17 protein-coding genes and 1 pseudogene are annotated in these 21,267 nt (G+C 42.6%); 6 read left to right on the forward strand and 12 right to left on the reverse strand.

What is annotated here, in order from left to right; genetic code table 11:
* Positions 1 to 265: 265 nt before the first annotated feature.
* From RMY32_RS27695 to RMY32_RS27715, 5 genes are all read right to left on the reverse strand, one after another.
* Positions 266 to 2,317, reverse strand: coding sequence for an amylo-alpha-1,6-glucosidase (locus RMY32_RS27695; RefSeq protein WP_322711723.1), 2,052 nt, complete (start codon positions 2,315 to 2,317; stop codon positions 266 to 268).
* Between the two features lie 184 nt (positions 2,318 to 2,501).
* The gene (locus RMY32_RS27700; protein WP_322711724.1) at positions 2,502 to 3,143 is read right to left on the reverse strand and encodes a GNAT family N-acetyltransferase; all 642 of its coding nucleotides are present in this window, start codon (positions 3,141 to 3,143) and stop codon (positions 2,502 to 2,504) included.
* Positions 3,144 to 3,493: 350 nt separating this feature from the next.
* Positions 3,494 to 4,294 (reverse strand): PD-(D/E)XK nuclease family protein, encoded by an 801-nt coding sequence (locus RMY32_RS27705; protein ID WP_322711725.1) that lies wholly within the window; start codon positions 4,292 to 4,294, stop codon positions 3,494 to 3,496.
* A 90-nt stretch (positions 4,295 to 4,384) separates the two neighbouring features.
* Entirely contained in the window at positions 4,385 to 4,612 is a 228-nt protein-coding gene (locus RMY32_RS27710; protein ID WP_322711726.1) for a hypothetical protein, read from the reverse strand.
* Between the two features lie 81 nt (positions 4,613 to 4,693).
* Positions 4,694 to 4,933: a hypothetical protein gene (locus tag RMY32_RS27715; RefSeq protein WP_322711727.1), complete on the reverse strand. Its 240-nt coding sequence runs from the start codon at positions 4,931 to 4,933 to the stop codon at positions 4,694 to 4,696.
* A gap of 796 nt (positions 4,934 to 5,729) precedes the next feature.
* Here RMY32_RS27715 and RMY32_RS27720 point away from each other — a divergent pair.
* From RMY32_RS27720 to RMY32_RS27740, 5 genes are all read left to right on the forward strand, one after another.
* The gene (locus RMY32_RS27720; protein ID WP_322711728.1) at positions 5,730 to 6,278 is read left to right on the forward strand and encodes a PadR family transcriptional regulator; all 549 of its coding nucleotides are present in this window, start codon (positions 5,730 to 5,732) and stop codon (positions 6,276 to 6,278) included.
* 57 nt (positions 6,279 to 6,335) lie between these two features.
* The gene (locus RMY32_RS27725; protein WP_322711729.1) at positions 6,336 to 9,803 is read left to right on the forward strand and encodes an efflux RND transporter permease subunit; all 3,468 of its coding nucleotides are present in this window, start codon (positions 6,336 to 6,338) and stop codon (positions 9,801 to 9,803) included.
* Between the two features lie 242 nt (positions 9,804 to 10,045).
* Positions 10,046 to 10,243: a hypothetical protein gene (locus RMY32_RS27730; protein ID WP_322711730.1), complete on the forward strand. Its 198-nt coding sequence runs from the start codon at positions 10,046 to 10,048 to the stop codon at positions 10,241 to 10,243.
* Positions 10,244 to 10,377: 134 nt separating this feature from the next.
* Positions 10,378 to 11,730, forward strand: a complete 1,353-nt coding sequence (locus RMY32_RS27735) for an efflux RND transporter periplasmic adaptor subunit (protein ID WP_322711731.1) — start codon at positions 10,378 to 10,380, stop codon at positions 11,728 to 11,730.
* Between the two features lie 441 nt (positions 11,731 to 12,171).
* On the forward strand, positions 12,172 to 15,699 hold the full coding sequence (locus tag RMY32_RS27740; RefSeq protein WP_322711732.1) for an NB-ARC domain-containing protein: 3,528 nt from the start codon (positions 12,172 to 12,174) through the stop codon (positions 15,697 to 15,699).
* 63 nt (positions 15,700 to 15,762) lie between these two features.
* Here RMY32_RS27740 and RMY32_RS27745 read toward each other — a convergent pair whose 3' ends face one another.
* The 7 genes and pseudogenes from RMY32_RS27745 to RMY32_RS27775 all read right to left on the reverse strand — a co-directional run bounded on the left by RMY32_RS27745 (position 15,763) and on the right by RMY32_RS27775 (position 20,241).
* Positions 15,763 to 15,966 (reverse strand): hypothetical protein, encoded by a 204-nt coding sequence (locus RMY32_RS27745; protein ID WP_094351396.1) that lies wholly within the window; start codon positions 15,964 to 15,966, stop codon positions 15,763 to 15,765.
* Positions 15,967 to 15,976: 10 nt separating this feature from the next.
* Entirely contained in the window at positions 15,977 to 16,540 is a 564-nt protein-coding gene (def, locus tag RMY32_RS27750; protein ID WP_322668450.1) for a peptide deformylase, read from the reverse strand.
* A gap of 453 nt (positions 16,541 to 16,993) precedes the next feature.
* On the reverse strand, positions 16,994 to 17,500 hold the full coding sequence (locus RMY32_RS27755) for a hypothetical protein (RefSeq protein WP_322711733.1): 507 nt from the start codon (positions 17,498 to 17,500) through the stop codon (positions 16,994 to 16,996).
* A 125-nt stretch (positions 17,501 to 17,625) separates the two neighbouring features.
* On the reverse strand, positions 17,626 to 17,787 hold the full coding sequence (locus RMY32_RS27760; protein ID WP_322711734.1) for a hypothetical protein: 162 nt from the start codon (positions 17,785 to 17,787) through the stop codon (positions 17,626 to 17,628).
* A gap of 163 nt (positions 17,788 to 17,950) precedes the next feature.
* Positions 17,951 to 18,334 (reverse strand): annotated as a pseudogene (locus RMY32_RS27765) (IS701 family transposase); the annotation flags it as partial.
* Positions 18,335 to 18,980: 646 nt separating this feature from the next.
* Complete coding sequence (locus tag RMY32_RS27770) at positions 18,981 to 19,496, reverse strand: L,D-transpeptidase (RefSeq protein ID WP_322711736.1); 516 nt, start codon at positions 19,494 to 19,496, stop codon at positions 18,981 to 18,983.
* 112 nt (positions 19,497 to 19,608) lie between these two features.
* Positions 19,609 to 20,241 (reverse strand): bifunctional 4-hydroxy-2-oxoglutarate aldolase/2-dehydro-3-deoxy-phosphogluconate aldolase, encoded by a 633-nt coding sequence (locus tag RMY32_RS27775; protein ID WP_322711737.1) that lies wholly within the window; start codon positions 20,239 to 20,241, stop codon positions 19,609 to 19,611.
* A gap of 268 nt (positions 20,242 to 20,509) precedes the next feature.
* Between RMY32_RS27775 and RMY32_RS27780 the strand changes: the two genes are divergently transcribed.
* The gene (locus tag RMY32_RS27780) at positions 20,510 to 20,776 is read left to right on the forward strand and encodes a hypothetical protein (RefSeq protein ID WP_322711738.1); all 267 of its coding nucleotides are present in this window, start codon (positions 20,510 to 20,512) and stop codon (positions 20,774 to 20,776) included.
* Positions 20,777 to 21,267: the final 491 nt, after the last annotated feature.

Here is a 21,267-nt window from a genome sequence, read left to right on the forward strand (position 1 = left end):
TTCTCTTCTTTACAAGCTTTACGCGAGCGCATCCAAGAAATCTTCGACCAACTCACATTTGAGCAGGTAATTTCTGTCTCTTCTTATAACTTTATCTTGGAAGCTCTATTCTATGCAGCTTCATATTAATTTGGTATAACACTAGAGCGTGTCTATAAACTTTTGAGGATTACTTCAGCATTACGTCTTTGCTTTTCTGAAGGATGTGAATTTCTTAAAAATTCTTGACAAAATCTACTTTGCGGATATACCACGGTTTGGCCTATCAACTTGTTGTCGCCAACCAAGCACGCAAAATCTCTGCCACTGTCCACGCTTGAGCAATACATCCTCGTGGAGTCATCGGGGCATCACCATCAAAAATTTCGCTGAGACTGCCAACACCGTGTGCAGTGAGGTGATTAGCCATTGGTTCTAAAAATTGACGAGCCTGTTCGGGATTTTTGTAGACGCGCAGGTGTGCTAAGACGAATGGCCCCAACAACCAACCCCAAACTGTCCCCTGGTGGTAAGCTCCATCACGTTGATACTGATTGCCACCGTATTTACCCTGATATTGTGAACGATCGGGGGAAAGCGAGAGTCCTTCGGACACGCTACGCGATCGCAACCCATGAGAAGTCAGCAGCGATCGCCCACAAGCTTCCACCACACCCCTTTGCTGGGAAGGTGTGAGCGGACTTTCTGGTAATGAAACAGCAAATATTTGATTAGGACGTAACAACCCATCATCACCATCAGGACTGTCTAAAACGTCATAGCAATAACCTGTCTCTTCATTCCAGAAGCGAGAAAATCTATACTTTGCCCGCTCTGCCATTGCTTCATATTCTTGGTGTGGTTTACCAAGCTGACGGGCAAACTTTGCCATTGTCCGTAAAGCATTATACCAGAGGGCATTAACTTCAATCGGTTTGCCAATTCGGGGCGTAACTACCCAATCGTCAACTTTGGCATCCATCCAGGTCAGTTGTACGCCTGCAACGCCTGCATAAAGTAAGCCATCGGCGGCATCGAGATGGATGTTGTAGCGTGTACCGCGACAGTGCCAATCAATGATGTCTGCAAGTATGGGAAAAAGTTCACCAAGCAAAGTATCATCGTCCGTAGCGCTGTAGTAAACGCGGACTGCTTCAAAGTACCAGAGTGTGGCATCGACTGTATTATATTCTGGTTGCTCACCCGCATCGGGAAAACGATTAGGTAACATTCCCTGGTCTACGTATCTGGCAAAGGTGCGAAGAATTGAGCGTGCTACCTCTGGACGACCAGTGGAAATTGTCAAACCAGGTAGACTAATCATGGTGTCGCGTCCCCAGTCGCTAAACCAGTGATAACCAGCGATGATGGTTTTGCCGTAGGGGTCTTCTGGCAATGAGCGATCGACAATAAACTGGTCAGCAGCTAATACTAGCTGGTCGATCCAGTCAGGTGATTCCTTAGTTTTGAGGGGTCGATTAGTTTTCCAAAATCCTGTTAACTTCTGTTCTTGAGCGCGACGTAACTTTAGTGCCGCTTCACCATTGAGATTTGGTTGTTTTTCTGTGCTGGCTACAAATGCCATCGCTTCCCCAGGATTCAGTGTAACTTCAAAAGTGGCGGCGTGGAGGTGGTCTTCTCGATCTCTCAATCCGCGATAGCGTTCAACTGCCAAGTCAAAGCCATGATACCAATTATGAACAACAGATGTACTAACACGTGAAATGCTGCGTAGCTTGCCGCCGTAGGCATCGCCTTTAGGTGAATCACTCAGTAGATATAGTGGTACAGCACCCGGATAAGCAGTTACACAAATCCCCTGTTCCACCTCCTCAACAGACATCTGCCAACCATTGCTTTGAGTATCGCTGTGATAATCGCGGTAGTTGACTATTGCTTTGAGCCTCAACTTTAGCGGTTGAGTGGCACGACGCAAAGTATACTGGACATAAGTTGTATTAGCGCCTTGTTGCATCCACACCCGTTTTTCTAATAAGGCATCGGCAATAGCAAAACGCCATACAGGAATTGTACCTTCCAGAGAAAAACGTTCAATATGTTGATAACCGTGCGGACTGACAATACCATCTGCCCAACGATTGGTGTCTAAAGAATAAGAGCGATCGCCATACAATACAGTTTCATCTAGTTTTGTCAGCATTAAAGTGCGACCCAAAGGTGGTTTCAATGCTGCTACCAATAGTCCGTGATAGCGGCGAGTCAATAAACCAGCCACAGTCCCAGAGGCGTAACCACCAATACCATTAGTAACTAACCACTCCCGCGATTCTGCAATGTCAAGATTGCCGCAGATTTCTCGCCCAAATTCTATACACATAAGTCACGCCACTTTGCTCTAAATTCAAATTAACAATCGCCATCATGGTTTTCTCTCTGCGTTCTCTGTGCTTCTGCGGTTTAAAAGTAATTTACTGAACCACAGAGGCGCAGAGAACACGGAGAAAAGAGAAATGATCCTCCAAAAATTTTACCCACTTTGAAAGTGTTACTCCTCACTTTTGTTAGGTTGGAGATTGATCCTCAGTTATTTGAGGTTCACTCACTAGAGGATTGAGGACGACTTCATTAGCAACACTATCAGGCTTACGGGCACGAATTGCTGGACGCGAGCGCCTATAACCTGCTCTTTCAGCTTTTTGGTGTTCGTAATCAATCAATCTGCCATAATATTCATGCTTGCTTAAATTCATCGACAAGAAAATATGCTGGCGGATATTACCAAAACCTTTGCGGTTAAAAAACTTTAATGCTGAAGTATTGGTGGGGTCAGTGTCTACCAGCATAAACCTTGCCCCATCTTCAATCATCCGAGCGACGACTTTATCAACCAACTTGTCTGCAACTCCCCGACGCTGATACTTCGGACTAACTCCCAACCATAAAATATATCCATAAGTCCAGGATGCTTTGGTGATGATAGTTCCCAAAACGAATCCTGCAAGTTCCCCATCTGTTTCAGCTACAAGACAGTATTCTGGATCGGTGTTATAAAGTCCAATCACTTCCCATTCATCCCAGGTGCGGTATAAATAAGGATATAAATCGCTGGTAAATAACCCTTCTCCCAAGTGATAAACAGGAGCAATGTCATCAATTCCTAATTCGCGTACATAAATTGCTTCAGTTTCATCAAAATTTGACATAAATTTAGAATTTGTGATTTATTTTCATAAATGATTGCGGAATTTTAGGGTTCTCAACTATTTAAGAAGATTTATTTTGTCAGCTAACAGCACTATGTTAAATTTTGGCGACAAGGAATTTTAAAAAATGTCAATGGAGCATAAAGCATTTGTCTTTGATTACGATACGTTTCTTCAAGAATTGGCTGATATCTTAGTCAATGCACTTGTTATTAACCAAAGCAACGATTTGATTACCTTTATCGAAAATAATTTTTCATACCTGAAATATCCTGATGAAGGCGAACCTTTAGATTCTTTCTGGAAAGAAACGATCGAGACAAATGACATAAGCCAGTATGCGGATCAAATCAAAGTAAGACTTCTTGAATACTGTCAAAATTTGGCAAAGAGTCTTTCACTGCTTCTTCAGTAGATTGGATGCGATCACACCGTTTGGCAAACTGACAATAATCGCAGTTTTTGCTACCCTCCACTACTTGGGGAAACTGCTGGTTATTTTGATAATTTTCCAACCAATGAGTTAACTGACTTAATAGTTGATTAAGTTTCTTTTTTGTTTGTGCGTGTTGAGCAGTATTGTAATTAAATTTAATATTTTGCGGTTTGCCCTCAGATTGGACAAACCAATAAGTCATAGAAATCTTTTCTGGCAAATAGTCGCTAGTTTCTGCCAAGACATACATATAAAGCCGTGTTTGCCAGTTTGATTCTAACTTGCGTTTGTTGGGTGGTTTAGGATAAGTTTTCCAGTCGAGAATTTGCGCTTGTTGGTTATCTGCAATCAATAAATCATAGATAACTGTGAGCAAATAATCCTGAACTTGCAGAGTCCGGTAGTGTTCGCTTTCACGGAAAGTTTGATTATCAGATGCAGCCGTTAAAATTTCTGGCGCTGCATCGGCAAAACCTAGCATCCAGCTTTGCAGTTGAGCATCTGCTTCCAGGAAACTATCAATTGGCAAACCCATTTCTCGCTGCTGCATTAGCAAGTGAAAACGACTACCCAAAGTTAGCCGTTCTTCTTGTTCTGGATTTGAGGGAGAATTAAGTTTTTCGAGATAGGTATGTTGAAATTTACGCGGACAAGCTTCTAGTAAGTTAAGTTGTCCTTGAGACAGTCGCAATAGTTGAGTGGGAGTTGACAGCATTCTTCTATTTTAGAAGTAAATTATAATCTGCAACTCACCTTTGGCAGACTATCTGTAAAAAACAGATATTTTTTACTGCCTTTACATCTGCTATTTCAACTCGTCTCGATCTACCTCATCCTCGCGATCGCCGGAATGTTTACTTTTTCCTTGGGACTTGATTGAGCCAAAACTGTAGGCTATAGCTATTTTAACGATGTCAAAATATGCTGGGTGATTAGCTTTGTTAACGATCGCCAAAGAAATTGACCCTGCCACTAAGATGACTAAAAGTGGCGAAAATGTTTCTACTCCAGAGCCGTTGTTGTTGTTAGACATGATACGATCTCCAAGTGAAAAGTTACGAAGCCTTTGGCTGACCTTCACTCAGCTAAAGGCTATTTATGGTCAGTATGAGCCTTAACCCCAAGACTCGAATATCATGGCGATCGCAAATAGACAGACTAGGAAAATCGCTATCTTGGCAACCCATGACCGTAGACTTGCAGATAAAAGCATCCCAACTATCGCATTTGCCCCAAAACTGTGAGACACAACAAAGGCTATTCCTAGCCCCAGCAGTCCCAGCAGAAAATATTTCAGTCCTAAACAAAACCACCTGAACAACAGATTATCGTTATCTTTGAGACTGGGTTTCATAGTTTTTTTCCTGTTTTGAAAGTTGAATCTAGGTAGCAGTTTGCGCTCCCCCGACCACACTAAAGAAACAGCGAATTCTCCACAGCTTTGCTCCCACCAAGTCGAGGTACACAAAAGTCCTACTCCTGAGTAGAGTGGGAATACCAATAAAGGTGGTCTTGATATTTGCAGATTATGAAAAATTAAGCTCTTTGATGAATTTTCAGGGCAATCTGGATATCAAAAATTAGGCGTTCAATGCGCGTAATTGCATAGAAAGCGTACTACGCACATTGAACCCTCGAAATTCTTACAAGTAACTTGTATACAAATTGCCTGTTTCAGAATTTACAGTTCCAGTCTTTGCCTTTATGTCTTATTCACTAAGTTCTTTTTAATTCACCCTTAACCTTACTAAGTTACCGCGGTTTCTACTACTAACTATAAAGTAACTTAGTTTCTTAAGTCAAGTAACTAAGTTACTGAGATCGAGGTAAACTGTAGAGAAAATTATTTAAACAGCTGGGGATTGGGCATTGGGAAAGGGGAAAAGGGTAAGGGGAAAAGGGGTAAAGATTAAATTTATTCCTTTTCCCTTTAACCTTTAACCTTTTCCCCTGCTTCCTCATCTCCCCCAGTCCCTTTTACATACCTATTGTGAGGTGGGTATCTCACTCGCTCGTAACTAGCTCACAGGTAACTTATGCGGCTTGGTCTTTACGGGATCACAGAGAATGCTGACAATTGAACCTTGGGTACTTGGCTAAAAAAGCTCAATTTGATATTGTTGATCGACATATCAGATTGATATATCAAAATGCTGAAGTTGGCGGTATTAGGTTTATTACAGCGAGAACCATTAAACGGTTATCGGCTCAAACAGCAACTAGAGATGTTTATGAGTTGCAGTATTTGTGTCAACTATGGCGCGATTTATCCTTTGCTGAAGCGCATGGAAGAACAAGGTGAAGTGATTTTATGTGCAGAACAAGCAGAAGAAAGTGGGCAGTGTGGAAAGGTATATGAGATTACACCCCTCGGCAAAAACACTTGGTATAAAGAGATGTTGTCATATCCTCATGAAAGCTGGGTAAATGCGCGATCGCGATTCTTTATCAAATTTTTTTTCTTTAGCCATTTATTACCCGAAGAAAGAATCCAGTTAATCGAACATCGATTGATGTTATGTCAGTTACGCCTTGCAGAGAAAAAAGCACTGGAAGTTACTGATGATTTATATCAAGCGAAAGTGCAAAAACGGGCAGTTGAAGTCATCAAATCGGAGATTGAGTGGCTAGTTGAACAACTCCAAATAGAACAACTGCAATTAGCTCAAACGCCAACCTCAATCAAGAGTGCTGAGTGATGAGTGATGAGTAAAACAGCCATAACACTAAAAACTTTTGAAGTATCCTAACTAACTATGTGGATCGTCAAAATTGCTTTACGTCTTCCGTATACGTTCGCGATCGCCGCTTTGATGATTGTGATCCTGGGTGTAGTGACGATATTTAGTACACCAGTTGACATTTTTCCCGCAATTAACATTCCGGTTGTCAGCGTAGTTTGGACTTACACTGGTACGACATCTGAGGAAATGGCACAGCGAATCGTCACTATTAGCGAACGCGCTATGACAACAACTGTTGGTGACATCGAACATATTGAGTCTCAATCTTTAAGTGGTGTTAGCGTCGTCAAGGTTTTTTTCCAACCCAACGCTAATATCGCCTCCGCAGTCGCTCAAATTACCTCTGTCAGCCAAACAATTCTCCGTCCTTTGCCACCTGGAATTACACCGCCATTCATCATTCAATACAACGCTTCTTCGGTGCCGATTATCCAGATGAGTGTCAGTAGCAAAACCTTACCAGAAGAAGCACTCTTCGACTATGCTACCAACTTCGTCCGCACCCAATTAGCCACAGTGCAAGGAGCGAGTGTACCTCTGCCCTATGGTGGTAAACCTCGGCAAATCATGGTTGACATCGATCCCCAAGCGATGTTGGCTAATGGCGTTTCTGCCCAAGATGTGACTAATGCTGTCAGTGCCCAAAACCTGGTTTTGCCAGCAGGGGATATGAAAATAGGCGATCGCGACTTCGCCGTACAAATCAACAATAGTCCAGATGTGGTGGCAGCCCTTAATGACTTGCCAATTAAGCAAGTTAATGGTACTGTCATTTCCATTCGTGATGTCGCGCAGGTAAGAGATGGCTTTGGTGTGCAATCGAACATTGTGCGTCAGAATGGCAGGCGATCGAGCTTACTTAGTATCCTGAAGAGTGGCAATGCCTCAACCATTGATGTGATCGAGCGAGTCAAAAAAACTTTGCCTCGTATCCAATCCACCTTACCCCCAGAACTGAATTTATCATTTTTGTTCGATCAATCTATATTTGTGAAAGCTTCTATCGAAGGCGTTCTTAAAGAAGGATTGATTGCAGCCTGTCTCACTGCGCTGATGATTTTGATTTTCCTGGGAAGTTGGCGCAGCACGATAATTGTAGCCGTATCGATTCCTTTGTCGATGCTAGTTTCAATTATTGTGATGAGTCGTTTGGGACAAACTTTCAACATCATGACTTTAGGTGGTTTGTCCTTAGCTGTTGGGATTCTGGTAGATGATGCCACAGTCGAAATTGAAAATATCCACCGAAATCTCGGACAAGGTAAACCCATCAAGCGAGCAATTTTAGATGGGGCACAGCAAATCGCTACTCCAGCACTTGTAGCAACATTATGTATTTGTATTGTCTTTGTGCCGGTCGTGTTTCTCAGTGGAGTAGCAAAGTACCTATTTGTCCCCCTAGCAATGGCGGTAGTATTTGGGATGCTTGCTTCTTATGTGCTATCTCGGACTGTAGTACCGACAATGGCAAGCTATCTTTTACCATCCGAAGCGGACTGGCATAGAGAAAACGAGGAGCATAATGGTCATAGCGACAACCATCATCAAAATTCACCAGTTCAAAACAATAATGGTAACGACAGCCATTATATAGATTCGCCAGTTCAAAACAATAATGGTCGCGGCGATCGCCACAGCCATTCGCTAGTCGAAATCCACGATAATCGCGATCGCCACATCCATTCGCCAGCCCAAAACAATAATGGTCATAGCGATAACCAGCAAACAGAAGAAGCAGCAACGACAACTGCCAAATCTGTGAAGAAAGATTGGATATGGCGACTACACGAAAAATTTAACCAGCAATTTGAGAAACTTCGCAGTTGGTACTACAACGTCCTAGCCTCAGCATTAAATCACCGCCGCATAGTTTTTGTGTTGTTTGGTGCTTTTATCGTCAGTGCCGGAGTTTTGTTGCCGTTCGTCGGTCAAGATTTTTTCCCGGAAGTCGATGGCGGTCAGTTTAGCCTTCATGTTCGAGCCTTACCTGGTACTCGTTTGGAAGAGACAGAAAAAATTGTTAGCCAAGTTGAAGGCGTTATCCGCCAAACTGTACCGAAGGATAATCTCGCTCTGATTCTGGATAACATCGGCTTACCCACCAGTGGCATTAACCTTACTTATGGCTACAACGGCGCGACAATTGGACAGGCTGATGCTGATATTCTTGTCTCCCTAAAAGAATCTGGTGAAACTTTTTCTTACGTCAAGGAACTCCGCCAGAAATTGAAAGCGACATTTCCCAGCTACACTTTCTTTTTTGAGCCGGCTGATATTGTGACTCAAATTCTCAATTTTGGTTTGCCTGCTGCTGTTGATGTGCAAATATCTGGCCCTCTGAAAAACTCAAAAGCCAACTTTGAAATTGCCCAACAAATCGCCGCGCGAATGACGCGCATTCCTGGGGCTGTAGATGTACATCTCCAGCAAGTTGTCGATGCTCCCAAATTACGTCTTGATGTCGATCGCACCGAAGCTCAACAATTGGGTATGACCCAGCGTGATGTTGCCAATAGCGTCCTCACTTCCTTAAGTTCAAGCGGTCAAGCTGCAATCAATCAATGGCTCGATCCCAAAAAAGGCGTGAGTTACACCCTGGCTGTACAAGTTCCTCAATATAAACTTGACTCTATTGACAGCCTGAAAAATACGCCAGTTGGCAACAGTCAAACTGCACCCCAACTTTTAGGTAATTTGGCTAGTGTTAAACGCGACACAGTGATGCAAGTTGTAAATCACTACAACATTCAGCCAGTTTTCGATATCTACGCTAACGCCTCTGGTCGCGACCTGGGGGGAGTTGCCAATGATGTAAATCGAATCATCGCTGATTATCAGAAAAAATTGCCGAAGGGAAGTCAGATTAATGTCCGGGGGCAAGTGCAAACGATGAACTCTTCGTTTTTGGGACTTGGTTTAGGACTTGTGTTTGCAATTGTGTTGGTTTACTGCTTAATGGTAGTGAACTTTCAATCTTGGCTCGATCCCCTGATTATTATGATGGCGCTGCCAAGTGCTTTAGCAGGGATCGTTTGGATGTTGTTTGTCACCCGTACCACCCTGAGCGTCCCTTCGTTAATGGGTGCAATTATGAGTATAGGTGTAGCGACATCAAACAGTATTCTGATGATTACTTTTGCAAATGAGCAACGTGTAGAAGGAGAAAATGCTTATAAAGCAGCTCTAGCAGCAGGTTATACAAGGTTGCGTCCGGTGTTGATGACTGCCTTAGCCATGCTGATCGGGATGGTGCCAATGTCTCTTGGTCTTGGTGAAGGTGGCGAACAGAATGCACCCTTGGGTCGCGCTGTAATTGGCGGTTTGTCAGCTGCAACAGTCGCGACACTGATCTTTGTACCTGTTGTATACAGCATTATGCGGCGTCAACCACCTCGTCCTATCGATGAGGATGATGACGATTTAAATTTCTCCGATTCACGGACAGCATATTCGTTGTCATCATCTCAAGGCAAGTCATAGACATGAGCTACGGTGTACACATAAATCTTTTAAAGTTAACGTGAGTTCGACGAGTGCTATTTTGACCTCTCCCCCAGCCCCTCTCCTACGAGGAGAGGGGAGCAAAAACCCTCTAATCTCATTACATCCTCCCTCTCCTTACGGAGACGCTTCGCGAACGCCTTTTAGGAGAGGGAGGCTGGAAGGGAGAGGTCTGTCGAACTCACGTTAAAGTTACTACGTAACGTAGGGAAGATTAATTTTTGCAGGTCAATGCAACAAAGGTGCAGGTCGATGCAACAAAGGCGCAGGTCAATGCAACAAAGGTGCAAGTCGATGCAACAAAGGTGCAAGCCAATGCAATTAAGGTGCAAGTCGATGCAATAAAGGTGCAAGCCAATGCAATTAAGGTGCAGGTCAAAAACTTGTGTATACACCGTAGGGGAAAGGGAAAAGGTTAAAGGAAAAAGGTTTTTTCTAAGCTGCTTTCCCCTTTACCCCTTACCTGAATGGTACTTCTGCAAGAAGTCTAATAATGGTAATGACTCTAGCTGCTAAATTTCTGCAAATTAAGATAATACAGGACAGTTTACCTATGGATTCTCAGCATCGTCCATCTCCTGATTCTGAACAACAAAAGACTTCTAGAAAACACAGGCGCGGCATCAGTGGAATTGGTTGGGCTGTAATTGGTGCTGTTTTTTTTGGTAGCTTACTGGCGATAGGCATTCTACCCCGATTAAGCCAAAAGTCAGAGTTACAAGCAGCAGTCAAGGAAGCAAGCACAGTACCTTCAGTCAACGTGATCGTTCCCCGTCGCGCTACTGGTGCTACCAAATTGGAATTACCTGGTAGTGTTGTAGCCCAGAATCAAACGACCATCTACGCTCGCAGTACTGGGTATTTACGGCGGTGGTATGCAGATATTGGCGATCGCGTCCAAGCCGGTCAGTTGTTGGCAGAAATTGATTCACCAGACACCGATCAGCAAGTTCTGCAAGCGAAGGCAGAGGTAGTGCAAGCACAAGCCAATGTATCTCAAACTCGTGCTAATTTAGCTAAAAGCATTTCTGATTTGAAGCAAGCCCGCGCTAATTTATTGATCGCACGTCAGAGCTGGCAGCGCTGGCAAGTTCTTGTCAAGGAAGGTGCAGTACCTCAACAAGATGCAGATACAAAATATGCTACATATCAAGCTAACCTTGCGAGCGTTGAGGCTGCACAAAACACTGTTAATTCTGACTCTGCCAACATCAAAGCAGCACAAGCTAACGCCTACGCAAGTCAAGCAAACTTCCAGCGTAATACTGTATTGCAGTCTTATAAGAAAGTCACTGCTCCTTTTGCCGGAGTGATTACTGCACGTAATGTCAATACAGGTGTTTTAATTTCAGCAGGTAATGGCAACACCAGTAGCAGTACCAGCAACACTAACACTAGCAATAGCAGCCTTTATACGATTGCTGCTTATGACAATCTAAAGGTAAATGTGAGTGTTCCCCAAAGTTTATCACAGTCACTTCAAACTGGACAAACAGCACAAATTACAGTCAAAGAGTTACCCCAACGAGTGTTTACGGGTAAAGTAGTGCGTACTAGCAACGCTATAGATCCAACTACTCGTACTTTGCTGACACAATTAGAAGTACACAATTCAGACGCGACGCTGCGACCTGGGATGTATGCCAATGTCAGATTTGCCATTAACCGCGCCAATCCTCCCTTTGTTGTGCCAGATAGTGCCTTAGTCGTTAATGCTGGCGGTACGCAGGTAGCAACTGTAACCAAAGACCACACAGTGCATTATCAAAAAGTTGCCGTTGGGCGAGATTATGGTACTGAAATAGAAATTACATCAGGTCTGACAGGAAATGAATCGCTCATTGCCACTCCTACGGTTGATGAGACAGAGGGTTTGCGCGTGCAGCCAGTTGCAAAAACTAAGTAGGTCGGCGTAAGGATAAGGCAGGGGGCAGGGGGAGCAGGGGGAGCAGGGGGCAGGGGAGCAGGGAGAGAATAACTCCTAACTCAGCACTCATTACTCATTACTCATTACTCAGCACTGTTTAGGTGAGGTATAGCACAAGTCTTGGTGGTTAGGACATCAACAGACGATAAAACTTAGACACAAAAAGGCTTTTCACCCAATCCCCAGTCCCCATTACCCCTTATCCCCAGAGGGGGCCCCACCATCCCCAGTCCCCAGTCCCTTGCAATACACTAAACTCATTGGCGCGATCGCCCATCCCGTCAGAGAAAAACGACAAAGCCTAAGAAAGCATTCCCACAGCAAATGTTTACCCTGAAATATTGAGAAGATGCTGTATTAACAGTAATGTTATCTCACATAGTGAGATAACATTGGTTTGTAATCTGTCTTTGTGTGAGTATGAGTGTCATTTCCGAAAACGTTCTTTTGGCTTTAGCCGAAAAACGGTGCTTGTCTAACAGCGAGATCGAAGTGTTTTTATATGCTGTTGAGGGACAATCGCCAAATGCGATCGCGAAAAAATTGGCAATCAGTGCCGAAGCAGTACGCAAAAGATTAAGTGAAGTTTATAAGAAATTTAATGTTACTGGTAGCGGCCCCGGTAAGCTCACTAAGTTACAGCAAGTTATAGAATCTGAGTATCAAGCATCTTCACAGACTGAGCAATCCATTACCCAAAACCGTCAAGATTGGGGTGAAGCGCCTAGTGTCTGCTTTTTTCGAGGACGCATAGCAGAATTGTCTGGGCTAACGCAGTGGCTGATTCAGGATAAATGCCAGCTAGTGGCAATATTGGGAATGGGGGGAATCGGCAAAACTGCTTTATCTGTGAAACTGGCAAAGGAAGTTCAGGAAAATTTTGAGTATTTGATTTGGCGGAGTCTCCGCAATGCGCCACCTGTTGCAGAGATGTTAGGGAACCTAATCGGATTTTTATCTGATGAGAAGGAAACAAATTTACCAGAAAGCGTAGATGGGAAAGTAACGCTGCTAATTAATTATTTACGAGAGCATCGTTGTCTTGTGGTATTTGATAACACAGAGACAATTTTACAATCAGGCGATCGCGCCGGACAATATAGACAAGAATACGAAGATTATGGTCAACTACTTAGGCGGGTAGGAGAAGAACCACATCAAAGCTGCTTGTTACTGACATCTCGTGAAAAACCCAAAGAATTTGCTTCTTTAGAAGGAGAAGCATCACCAGTTAGAACATTATCGTTAATTGGCTTAGGAGAAACAGAAGGGCAAGAAATTCTCCAAGATAAAGGGTTATTTGGCTCACAACAGGAATGGACCAAGCTAGTTGAGAAGTATTCAGGTAATCCTTTAGCGTTAAAGCTAGTTTCTGAGCCAATTCGGGAGTTATTTGGTGGTGATATCGCTGCTTTTCTCGCTGAAGGAGAGATCATTTTTGGTGACACTCGAAATTTACTAGACCAGCAATTTGAGCGGTTGTCAGAGATTGAAAAAGAAATCATTTATTGGTTAGCAATCAAGCGCGAGTTAGTTTCTCTCGACGAATTGCTCAATGATATTGTGCGTCCCTTGACCAAAAGGGAAGTGATGGAAGCGCTAGAATCTCTACGACGGCGATCGCTAATTGAACAAAGAACAGCACTTTTCACTCTCCAATCTGTGGTTATGGAATATATCACCGACCAACTGATTGAACAGGTTTGTGACGAAATTGTCACTCGTAATATTAGATTATTTATCAGCCATGCTTTAATGGAAGCGACGGCCAAAGATTATATTAGAAACACTCAGATTACCCTGATTATTAAACCAATTATAGATAGGTTATCAACTATTTTTAGATATGCTAAAAATATTGAACATCATCTATATAAAATTTTATTGTCTCTGCGACAAATTCCTCAAACAGCAGGATATGCAGGTGGAAATCTGTTAAATATTCTTTGTCAATTACAAATGGATTTTAGCGGCTATGATTTTTCAAATCTGACCATTTGGCAAGCATATTTACAAAGTGTGAATTTGCATCGGGTAAATTTTGCCAATAGCGATTTAGCTAAATGCGTTTTTGCCGAAACATTAGTTAGTATTTCGTCAGTAGCATTTAGCCCGAATGGAAAACTTTTGGCTACGGGTGATGCTGATGGCAAGACTTACTTGTGGCAAGTTGACGATGGAAAGCTACTGTTTACCTGTATTGGACATAGCAGTTGGGTAAAATCAGTTGCTTTCAGTCCCGATGGTCAAACTTTGGCTAGTGGTAGTGATGATCAAACAGTGAAATTATGGAATGTTCGTGATGGTAAATGCCTGAAAACCTTGCACGGACATGGTAATTGGGTAAGATCGGTTGCCTTTAGTCCCGATGGTCAAACTTTAGCTAGTGGCAGTGAAGACCAAACAGTAAAGTTATGGAATGTCCACACTGGAAAATGTCTGAAAACTTTGCAGGGAAATACCAATCGAATTATGTCAGTTGCCTTCAGTCCCGATGGTCAAACTTTAGCTAGTTGCAGTGAAAAGCAAACAGTGAAGTTATGGGATGTTCCTGATGGTAAATGCCTGAAAATTTTGCAGGGACATAGCAGTTGGGTAAGATCGGTTGCTTTTAGCCCCGATGGTCAAACTTTAGCTACTGGCAGTGACGACCAAACGGTGAAATTATGGGAGATTCGTGATGGTAAATGCCTGAAAACCTTGCAGGGACATACCAATCGCGTCTGGTCGGTTGCCTTTAGTCCCGATGGTCAAACTTTAGCTAGCGGTGGCGACGACCCAACAGTAAAGTTATGGGATATTCGTGATGGTAAATGCCTGAAAACCTTCCAGGGGCATACCAATCGGGTCAGGTCAGTTGCTTTCAGTCCCGATGGTCAAACTTTAGCTAGTGGCAGTGAAAACCAAACAGTGAAGTTATGGAATGTCCAGGATGGTAAGTCTTTGACAACCTTGCAGGGACATAGCAATCGCGTAAGATCAGTTGCCTTCAGCCCCGATGGTCAAATTTTAGCTAGCGGCAGTGAAAAGCAAACAGTGAAATTATGGGATGTCCGTAACGATAAGTTTCTCAAAATTTTGGAAGGGCATAACAGTTGGGTACGGTCAATTGCCTTCAGTCCTGATGGTGAAATTTTAGCTAGCGGCAGTGAAAAGCACACGATTAAATTATGGGATGTTCAGACGGGGCAATGCCTGAAAAAATTGCAGGAACATACCAATCGAATTAGGTCGGTTGCTTTTAGTCCAAATGGTCAAATTTTAGCTAGCGGCAGTGACGACCAAACAGTGAAATTATGGGATATTTACACCGGCAAATGTCTCCAGACCTTGAAAGGGCATACCACTTGGGTCAGATCGGTTGCCTTTAGTCCCGATGGTCAAACTTTAGCTAGTGGCAGTGAAAACCAAAGAGTCAGGTTATGGGATATTTATACAGGCGAATGTCTCCATATTTTGGAAGGACATAGCAATCGGATCAGATCGGTTACTTTTAGCCCAGATGGTCAGACTTTAGCTAGTGGCAGTGATGACCAAACAGTGAAGTTATGGGATGTTTTCATGGGCAAGTGCTTGACAACTTTGCAAGAACATACTAATCGAATCTGGTCAGTTGCCTTCAGCCCCGATGGTCAGACTTTAGCTAGTGCCAGTGAAGACCAAACGATAAAATTATGGGATGTCTATAATGGCAAGTGCTTGAAAACTTTGCAGGGGGCTAATTGGGTAAAGTCAGTTGCTTTTAGTCTTGATGGTCAAACCCTGATTAGTGGTAGCCAAGATGAGACAATCAAGCTTTGGGATGTATCGACGGGTGAGTGCTTAAGAACACTGCGATCGCCACGACCCTATGAAGCAATGAATATTACCGGGGTTACAGGGTTAACCGCAGCGCAGTTAGTAACGCTAAAAGCTTTAGGGGCTGTGGAAAATCCAGAGCAAAGATAAAAGGTAAAAGAATGAATTTTGCCTTTTTTCTTCATCCTCTTACCTTTTTTATGTACCTGATGCTTATTTCATGTTAGCCCTTGCGTCCTTCACTGCGGCAAAGAAAAATAATCCTGTAAGTGGAATGCTTAATACCAGGATAATTGCCGTGGCTGTAAAACCAAAATCTGGCTGTCCGTAACCGAGTTCAAAAATCGAACCGACGGCGGCGATCGCACTTACACAAGAACCACCTAGAAATAAACTGCTTTTTGGAGTTAAATACACTATTGCCCCCCTATGCTATTGGTTTCACCGCTTGATACGAGAAGCCATTCTTAGATAGCTCCTGGGCTAAAGTCAAGGAGTTTTCTACACGGTCTACAAATACCACGCCGTTAAGGTGATCCATCTCGTGCTGAATGCAGCGTCCCAAGAGGTCATTAGCCTTTAATGTCCGGGGACGACCGTACTCGTCTTTATAAGCGATTTCTACGACTTCGGGGCGCTTTACGTCTAAATATACGTTGGGAATGCTCAAGCAGCCTTCTTGGGCAACAGAGAGGTCGCGGCTGACTTGTTTAATAGTGGGGTTAATCAACACCAAAGGCTGATTAGCTGCGTTCTCTGGTTCCAGGTCGATGACAACTAGTTGTTTGTGAATTCCCACTTGGGGTGCAGCCAAACCAATGCCATCTTTGCTGTACATAGTTTGCAGCATTTCGCGCACTATTTGGCGAAGTTCGTCATCAACTTTAGAAATCCGCTTTGCAGCTTGACGCAGCACGCGATCGCCTAAATAATGAAGCTCCAAAGGTGGATTTTTTAACTTTTTTTTCTCGACAGCAATTTCAGAGGGCATGAGTCTCGATGGCTAGATGGTGAAAATTCCTACTATTTTCATTCTATCAATCTCAGTTAGAGGATGTTTAAAAAGTCCTGGAGTATACCAAAAACCCATCTGCCATTCCTCTTTTTGCTTGCTTAACGAATGGTAAGCTTTATAGCTTTTTTTACTGCCATTCGACTTTGGAAGCGATCGCTGTTGGCTTGCAGCGATCGCCTTTAGGGATGGTGTAGGTTGCGAAAGAAACTATTAAAGGTTATGGTCGCATTTATTTTCATACCCAAGCAATCGCCTACGCTGGAGCGGAGCATCATCGTTAATGGATTTAAACTCGCTTGAACCCAATAACTCGAAGTCTATGTCGGCGTAATAGGAAACCTACTCCAATTGAGCCTATAGTAAAGATCGCCGCGTTATTCCTTGGTTCTGGAACTGTTTGCAATGAACCTGAGATTAGAGGTAAACCTCCTATAGGAGCAGTTGGATCTGGTTGAGTGTAAGATTCTCCGACAAGATCAGTGTACCAATCGCACCGCCGAATGTACCTGAGCCACCAGTAATACTTATAGTATTAGAAACCGTGCCCACAAAATTTTGAAAGTCAAGGGTAGCAGTGCCCCTAGTGGTTCCAAATAGCCGATCTTCTCCTTGAACAAAAATTGTAATGCTGCCAAAGGGCAAGTCTTCCAACCCAAATGTTGCTGGATCTGGATCAATTGTAATTACACCTGTATTAATGTTGAGATTGCCATAGCTGATATTTACAAGTCTAGTTAGCTCGTATGGCGCATTAACACTCTCACCTCTATTGGTTATTTTAAAAATGTTTGCTGCGATAGGTTCAAGGGTAGTTTCTGAGTTGTAGATAGCTGAAAATGGATATTCTATCTGTGCCATTACTTTTTTTGCACCCAATCCAAAACTTAATAGCGCGGCAGCTAGCGGAGCAAACCATACAACCTCGAATCTAATCATAATTAATTTTCCTTTGTTATTTAGGTAGCGTTTAGTTTTACTAAAAGCAAACTACAGTAAATAGGTCAAAGAATAAACTATTTGATTAATAACTACCTGCTTTGGGTGACGGCAGGTTCAAGAGATTAGTGATGCTCAAGAGGTGGAATAACGAACAACCCGTCCATAAGGCGCAAAAAAGCCACCTTTAATGCTTCTAATGATTCAAAAAAATCTTCTAAATCTGCAAATGACTCTCTTCGAGAAAAACCAGCTTCAGCAATTATCGATGTTCCTGCTGTTACCATTGTGGGAGAAAATGCTGGAATGCACCTTATGGTAAAAATACACACTCATCTTTGTGATGAGGAAATCATCCAGCGTGCCTCAGATTTTGCACCTGGAAACTCGGATGTCAATTCCATGACTAAGTGCCAAGTCTCTCAGGCGTTGAATGTCTTGCAAAAGAAATAACAAATACACCACAACTAAATGCAAGCCTCGTTTTCCGTTATATACGCGGATTAAATCTTTAAATTGGGGAAATTTTCCAGATTTCTCTAAAGTTGTCAAGTCAACGATCGCTTGTAGAAACGGTTTGCGTCCTTTTGGGCAGTGGGACAACATCTCTTCAATAATACGAGCGCGAGTAGTACGAATTACACTAAGGGTTGACCAATGATTAATATTGAGAAATCGGCTTAAGGCACTGGCAGACTTACTTTTAGAATGTTCTGGGAATGGATGTCCTTGTGCCTATAGGAACAATCCCAACATTGCTTCTAAGTTTTGTTGCTGGTATTTTGAGGGCATCAATGACAGTAGAGTGTAAACTAGCCCTTGTCCCGCGCCTAAGAATTGAAATCATGTTTCTTGCTGTTAATTATGCTTTTCACGCCCTTTTTTCTCATATTTCTGCTGATAAATGCAAATCCACTGACTCTTTGAGGTTAGCGCTCGCCTGCTCTTTGGTAATTTAAATAATTTCAATCCTTATTTGGTTATTTAAGTTTCCTTAGTCTACTTAAAGTACTTGTCACTGCTAGAGTCACTTTTTTACGCTTCTATTTGCCTATTAGTAGTTTATACCGTGATACCAATTTAATGTGAAGTTACACATATCTAGATCCCCCTAAATCCCCCTTTTTAAGGGGGACTTTGATATGTTTTTCTGGTTCCTCCCTTTATAAGGGGGGCTAGGGGGGATCGAATTCTATGCAGCTTTATAAAAAATTGGTATTACAAAGAATCTGTCATTTAAATGTCTAAATGCAAACTTTCCCCAAATTCATATTTGCATTTGTAATTTCACACAGTAATTGTCAGGATTTCCGTTTATTTTTTAGGCAAATATTTCATGCCCTTTTCTATATTTTATTTCAATTTCCGTAATTACGACTCCGAATATTCCCAGCATGATTTTATGCTGGGAATCACTTAATTGTCTTGATTTGTTGTTATTTATGATTTTACCTAAATTGCCTTTTGGCTGCTTCACCTACTATTTCTGGATAACTACTGGTGTTCCTACCGATGCCCACTCAAATAGCCATTTAGCATGTTTAGGTGCGAGATTCACACAGCCGTGGCTGACTGGAGTGCCAAACCTTTTATGCCAGTAAGCCCCGTGAATACCGTAGTTGCCTTGGTAAAACATCGCATGAGGAACGTTGGGAACGTCGTAGCCGCTTCCTCGCATCCGTGTAGTTTTGAACTTGGATTGAATATTAAAAGTACCAATAAGAGTGGGAGTGGATTTTTTGCCAGAGGAAATAGCACTTCCATAAACCACTCTGTCACCTTCCCAAGCTATTAACCGTTGCTTTGAAAGATCGATTTGAATCCAGCGCTTATCCGATTTTTGTAATGTCTGGATTCTTTGCGCAATCACTTGATTTTTCGAATTAGCCCAAACTTCACTAGTTCCAGTAGTAGTAAAAACACTTACGGACAGTGCTGTACCAGTGAAGAGTATTTGTAAACGACGCACCCAGTCAGGATTAATTAGTTTTTTCATTTTAGATACACTCACACTCAAATCATGGGGTCTTGAGAAACTGATCGGGTTTCACCTTTATTTCCCTATCTATTACTTTAATAGACGCGAATTTTGATGATTTGATTCTAAGTTAACCTAACTGTTGCATTAGGTTTTTTGCCTGAGTTGCGATCGCTGACCAATTTCTCTCTATGACAAGCTTTTGGGGAAATAATTCCCCGCTCAAACCGACAGCGATCGCTCCAGCTTGCAAAAATTTTTTGGCATTTTCTAGAGTCACGCCGCCAGTAGGAATTAAGGGGATCTCACCCAGCGGCCCTTGCAAACTTTTGATATAATCAGCCCCTCCCACTGCTTGCACGGGAAACACTTTTACACAACTAGCACCCTGGCTCCAAGCGGTAACAATTTCTGTAGGAGTCATAGCTCCTGGTATGATAGGCACATTTTTTTCTTGTGCTGCTTGAATCATTGCCGAATCAACGTGGGGTGTAAAGAGGAATTGCGCCCCAGATGCGATCGCATTTTGTAACTGCTGCACATTAAATAGCGTACCAGTGCCAATAATACAGGCTGGTAATTCCGAACGTAGTTGACTGATTAATTCCCCAGCGCGATCGCTATTCCAGGTAATCTCAATTAGCTGCACTCCCCCAGATGCTACAGCCATTGCCATTTGTTGTCCCAGTTCCATTTGAGGGGCGCGGATAACTGCGATCGCTCGGTGTTTTTCTAACTGTGATAACCAAATTTGATTAGGCATTTTGACTAGAGATTGGAGACTAGGAGTAGGGATTGAGACTAGAGAATAGTTTTCAATCTAGTAAATACTAATTTTTAATACTAATGCCCAATGCCCCTCAAGAGTGCTGAGTAATGTTAGCACAACTGTTTTGCCCTATTCCCAATGCCCTTAAAACTTGCTTATTGCATCAAGCTATGAGATATTACATATAAATAACATAAAATCTATCGTGTTACCGTAGTTTAAAATTAATGTCTCAGCATTTGGGTCTAAAGGAGTAATTAAAATGACAATTGCACGAGAAAACACAGCAGCATCTTTACCAATCACCATTCACGATTCTGAAAGCGCCGATATAGCTAACTTATGGAAGGTTGTGCGACTAGGTGCGAATGGCTTTTGGTGGCGCACTAAGTCATATACAACGATTCTAGGCGTTATGCTGCTAATCTTAGTAAGTCTGATTTTTCTAAGTATGCATTGGTCTTACCGCAGATTGTTGCCTTTTATCAACCATCAAGTCATTGGTAGCGATCGCGGGATAAGCAATTAAAAGTTAAAAACTAGACATGAACTTGCAAAGGGATAGGCGATCGTCTCAATCGCCTGATTTCGCTTCCTTTACATTACTTTAGAGGCAGTCTCTAAAAACTCAGCTTAATTCTTATAGTAGAGGAGAGAGCTAATTAAAAATGCATATACTGCAATTACCAAGCAATAGTTTATATAAGCCCCTAGTTAAAGACCTACTAGGAGCTTTTTTTTAATTGACTATCTACCTCAAATGGGTCATATAGCAGCGATCGGACAACTTAGGACATTGGCAAATCATAGAATAACGGCTGTCACACCTATCCATAGCCGACTTGTCTTAAGCAGGATCGTAGCCGCAATATAAAAAATCTAGTAACCCAAGTTGCTAGTTATGCTTGCAGGTGTTCAGGTGGCATTGCATAAGCAATAAAATCCCCTCCAGAGGAAAAATTAGGAGGGGTAATGTTAAACGAAATAATTACAATTTATGCTATCACTGATGACCTATTG

This window comes from Nostoc sp. ChiSLP03a, assembly GCF_034531215.2.
In the GTDB taxonomy this organism is placed as follows: domain Bacteria; phylum Cyanobacteriota; class Cyanobacteriia; order Cyanobacteriales; family Nostocaceae; genus Nostoc.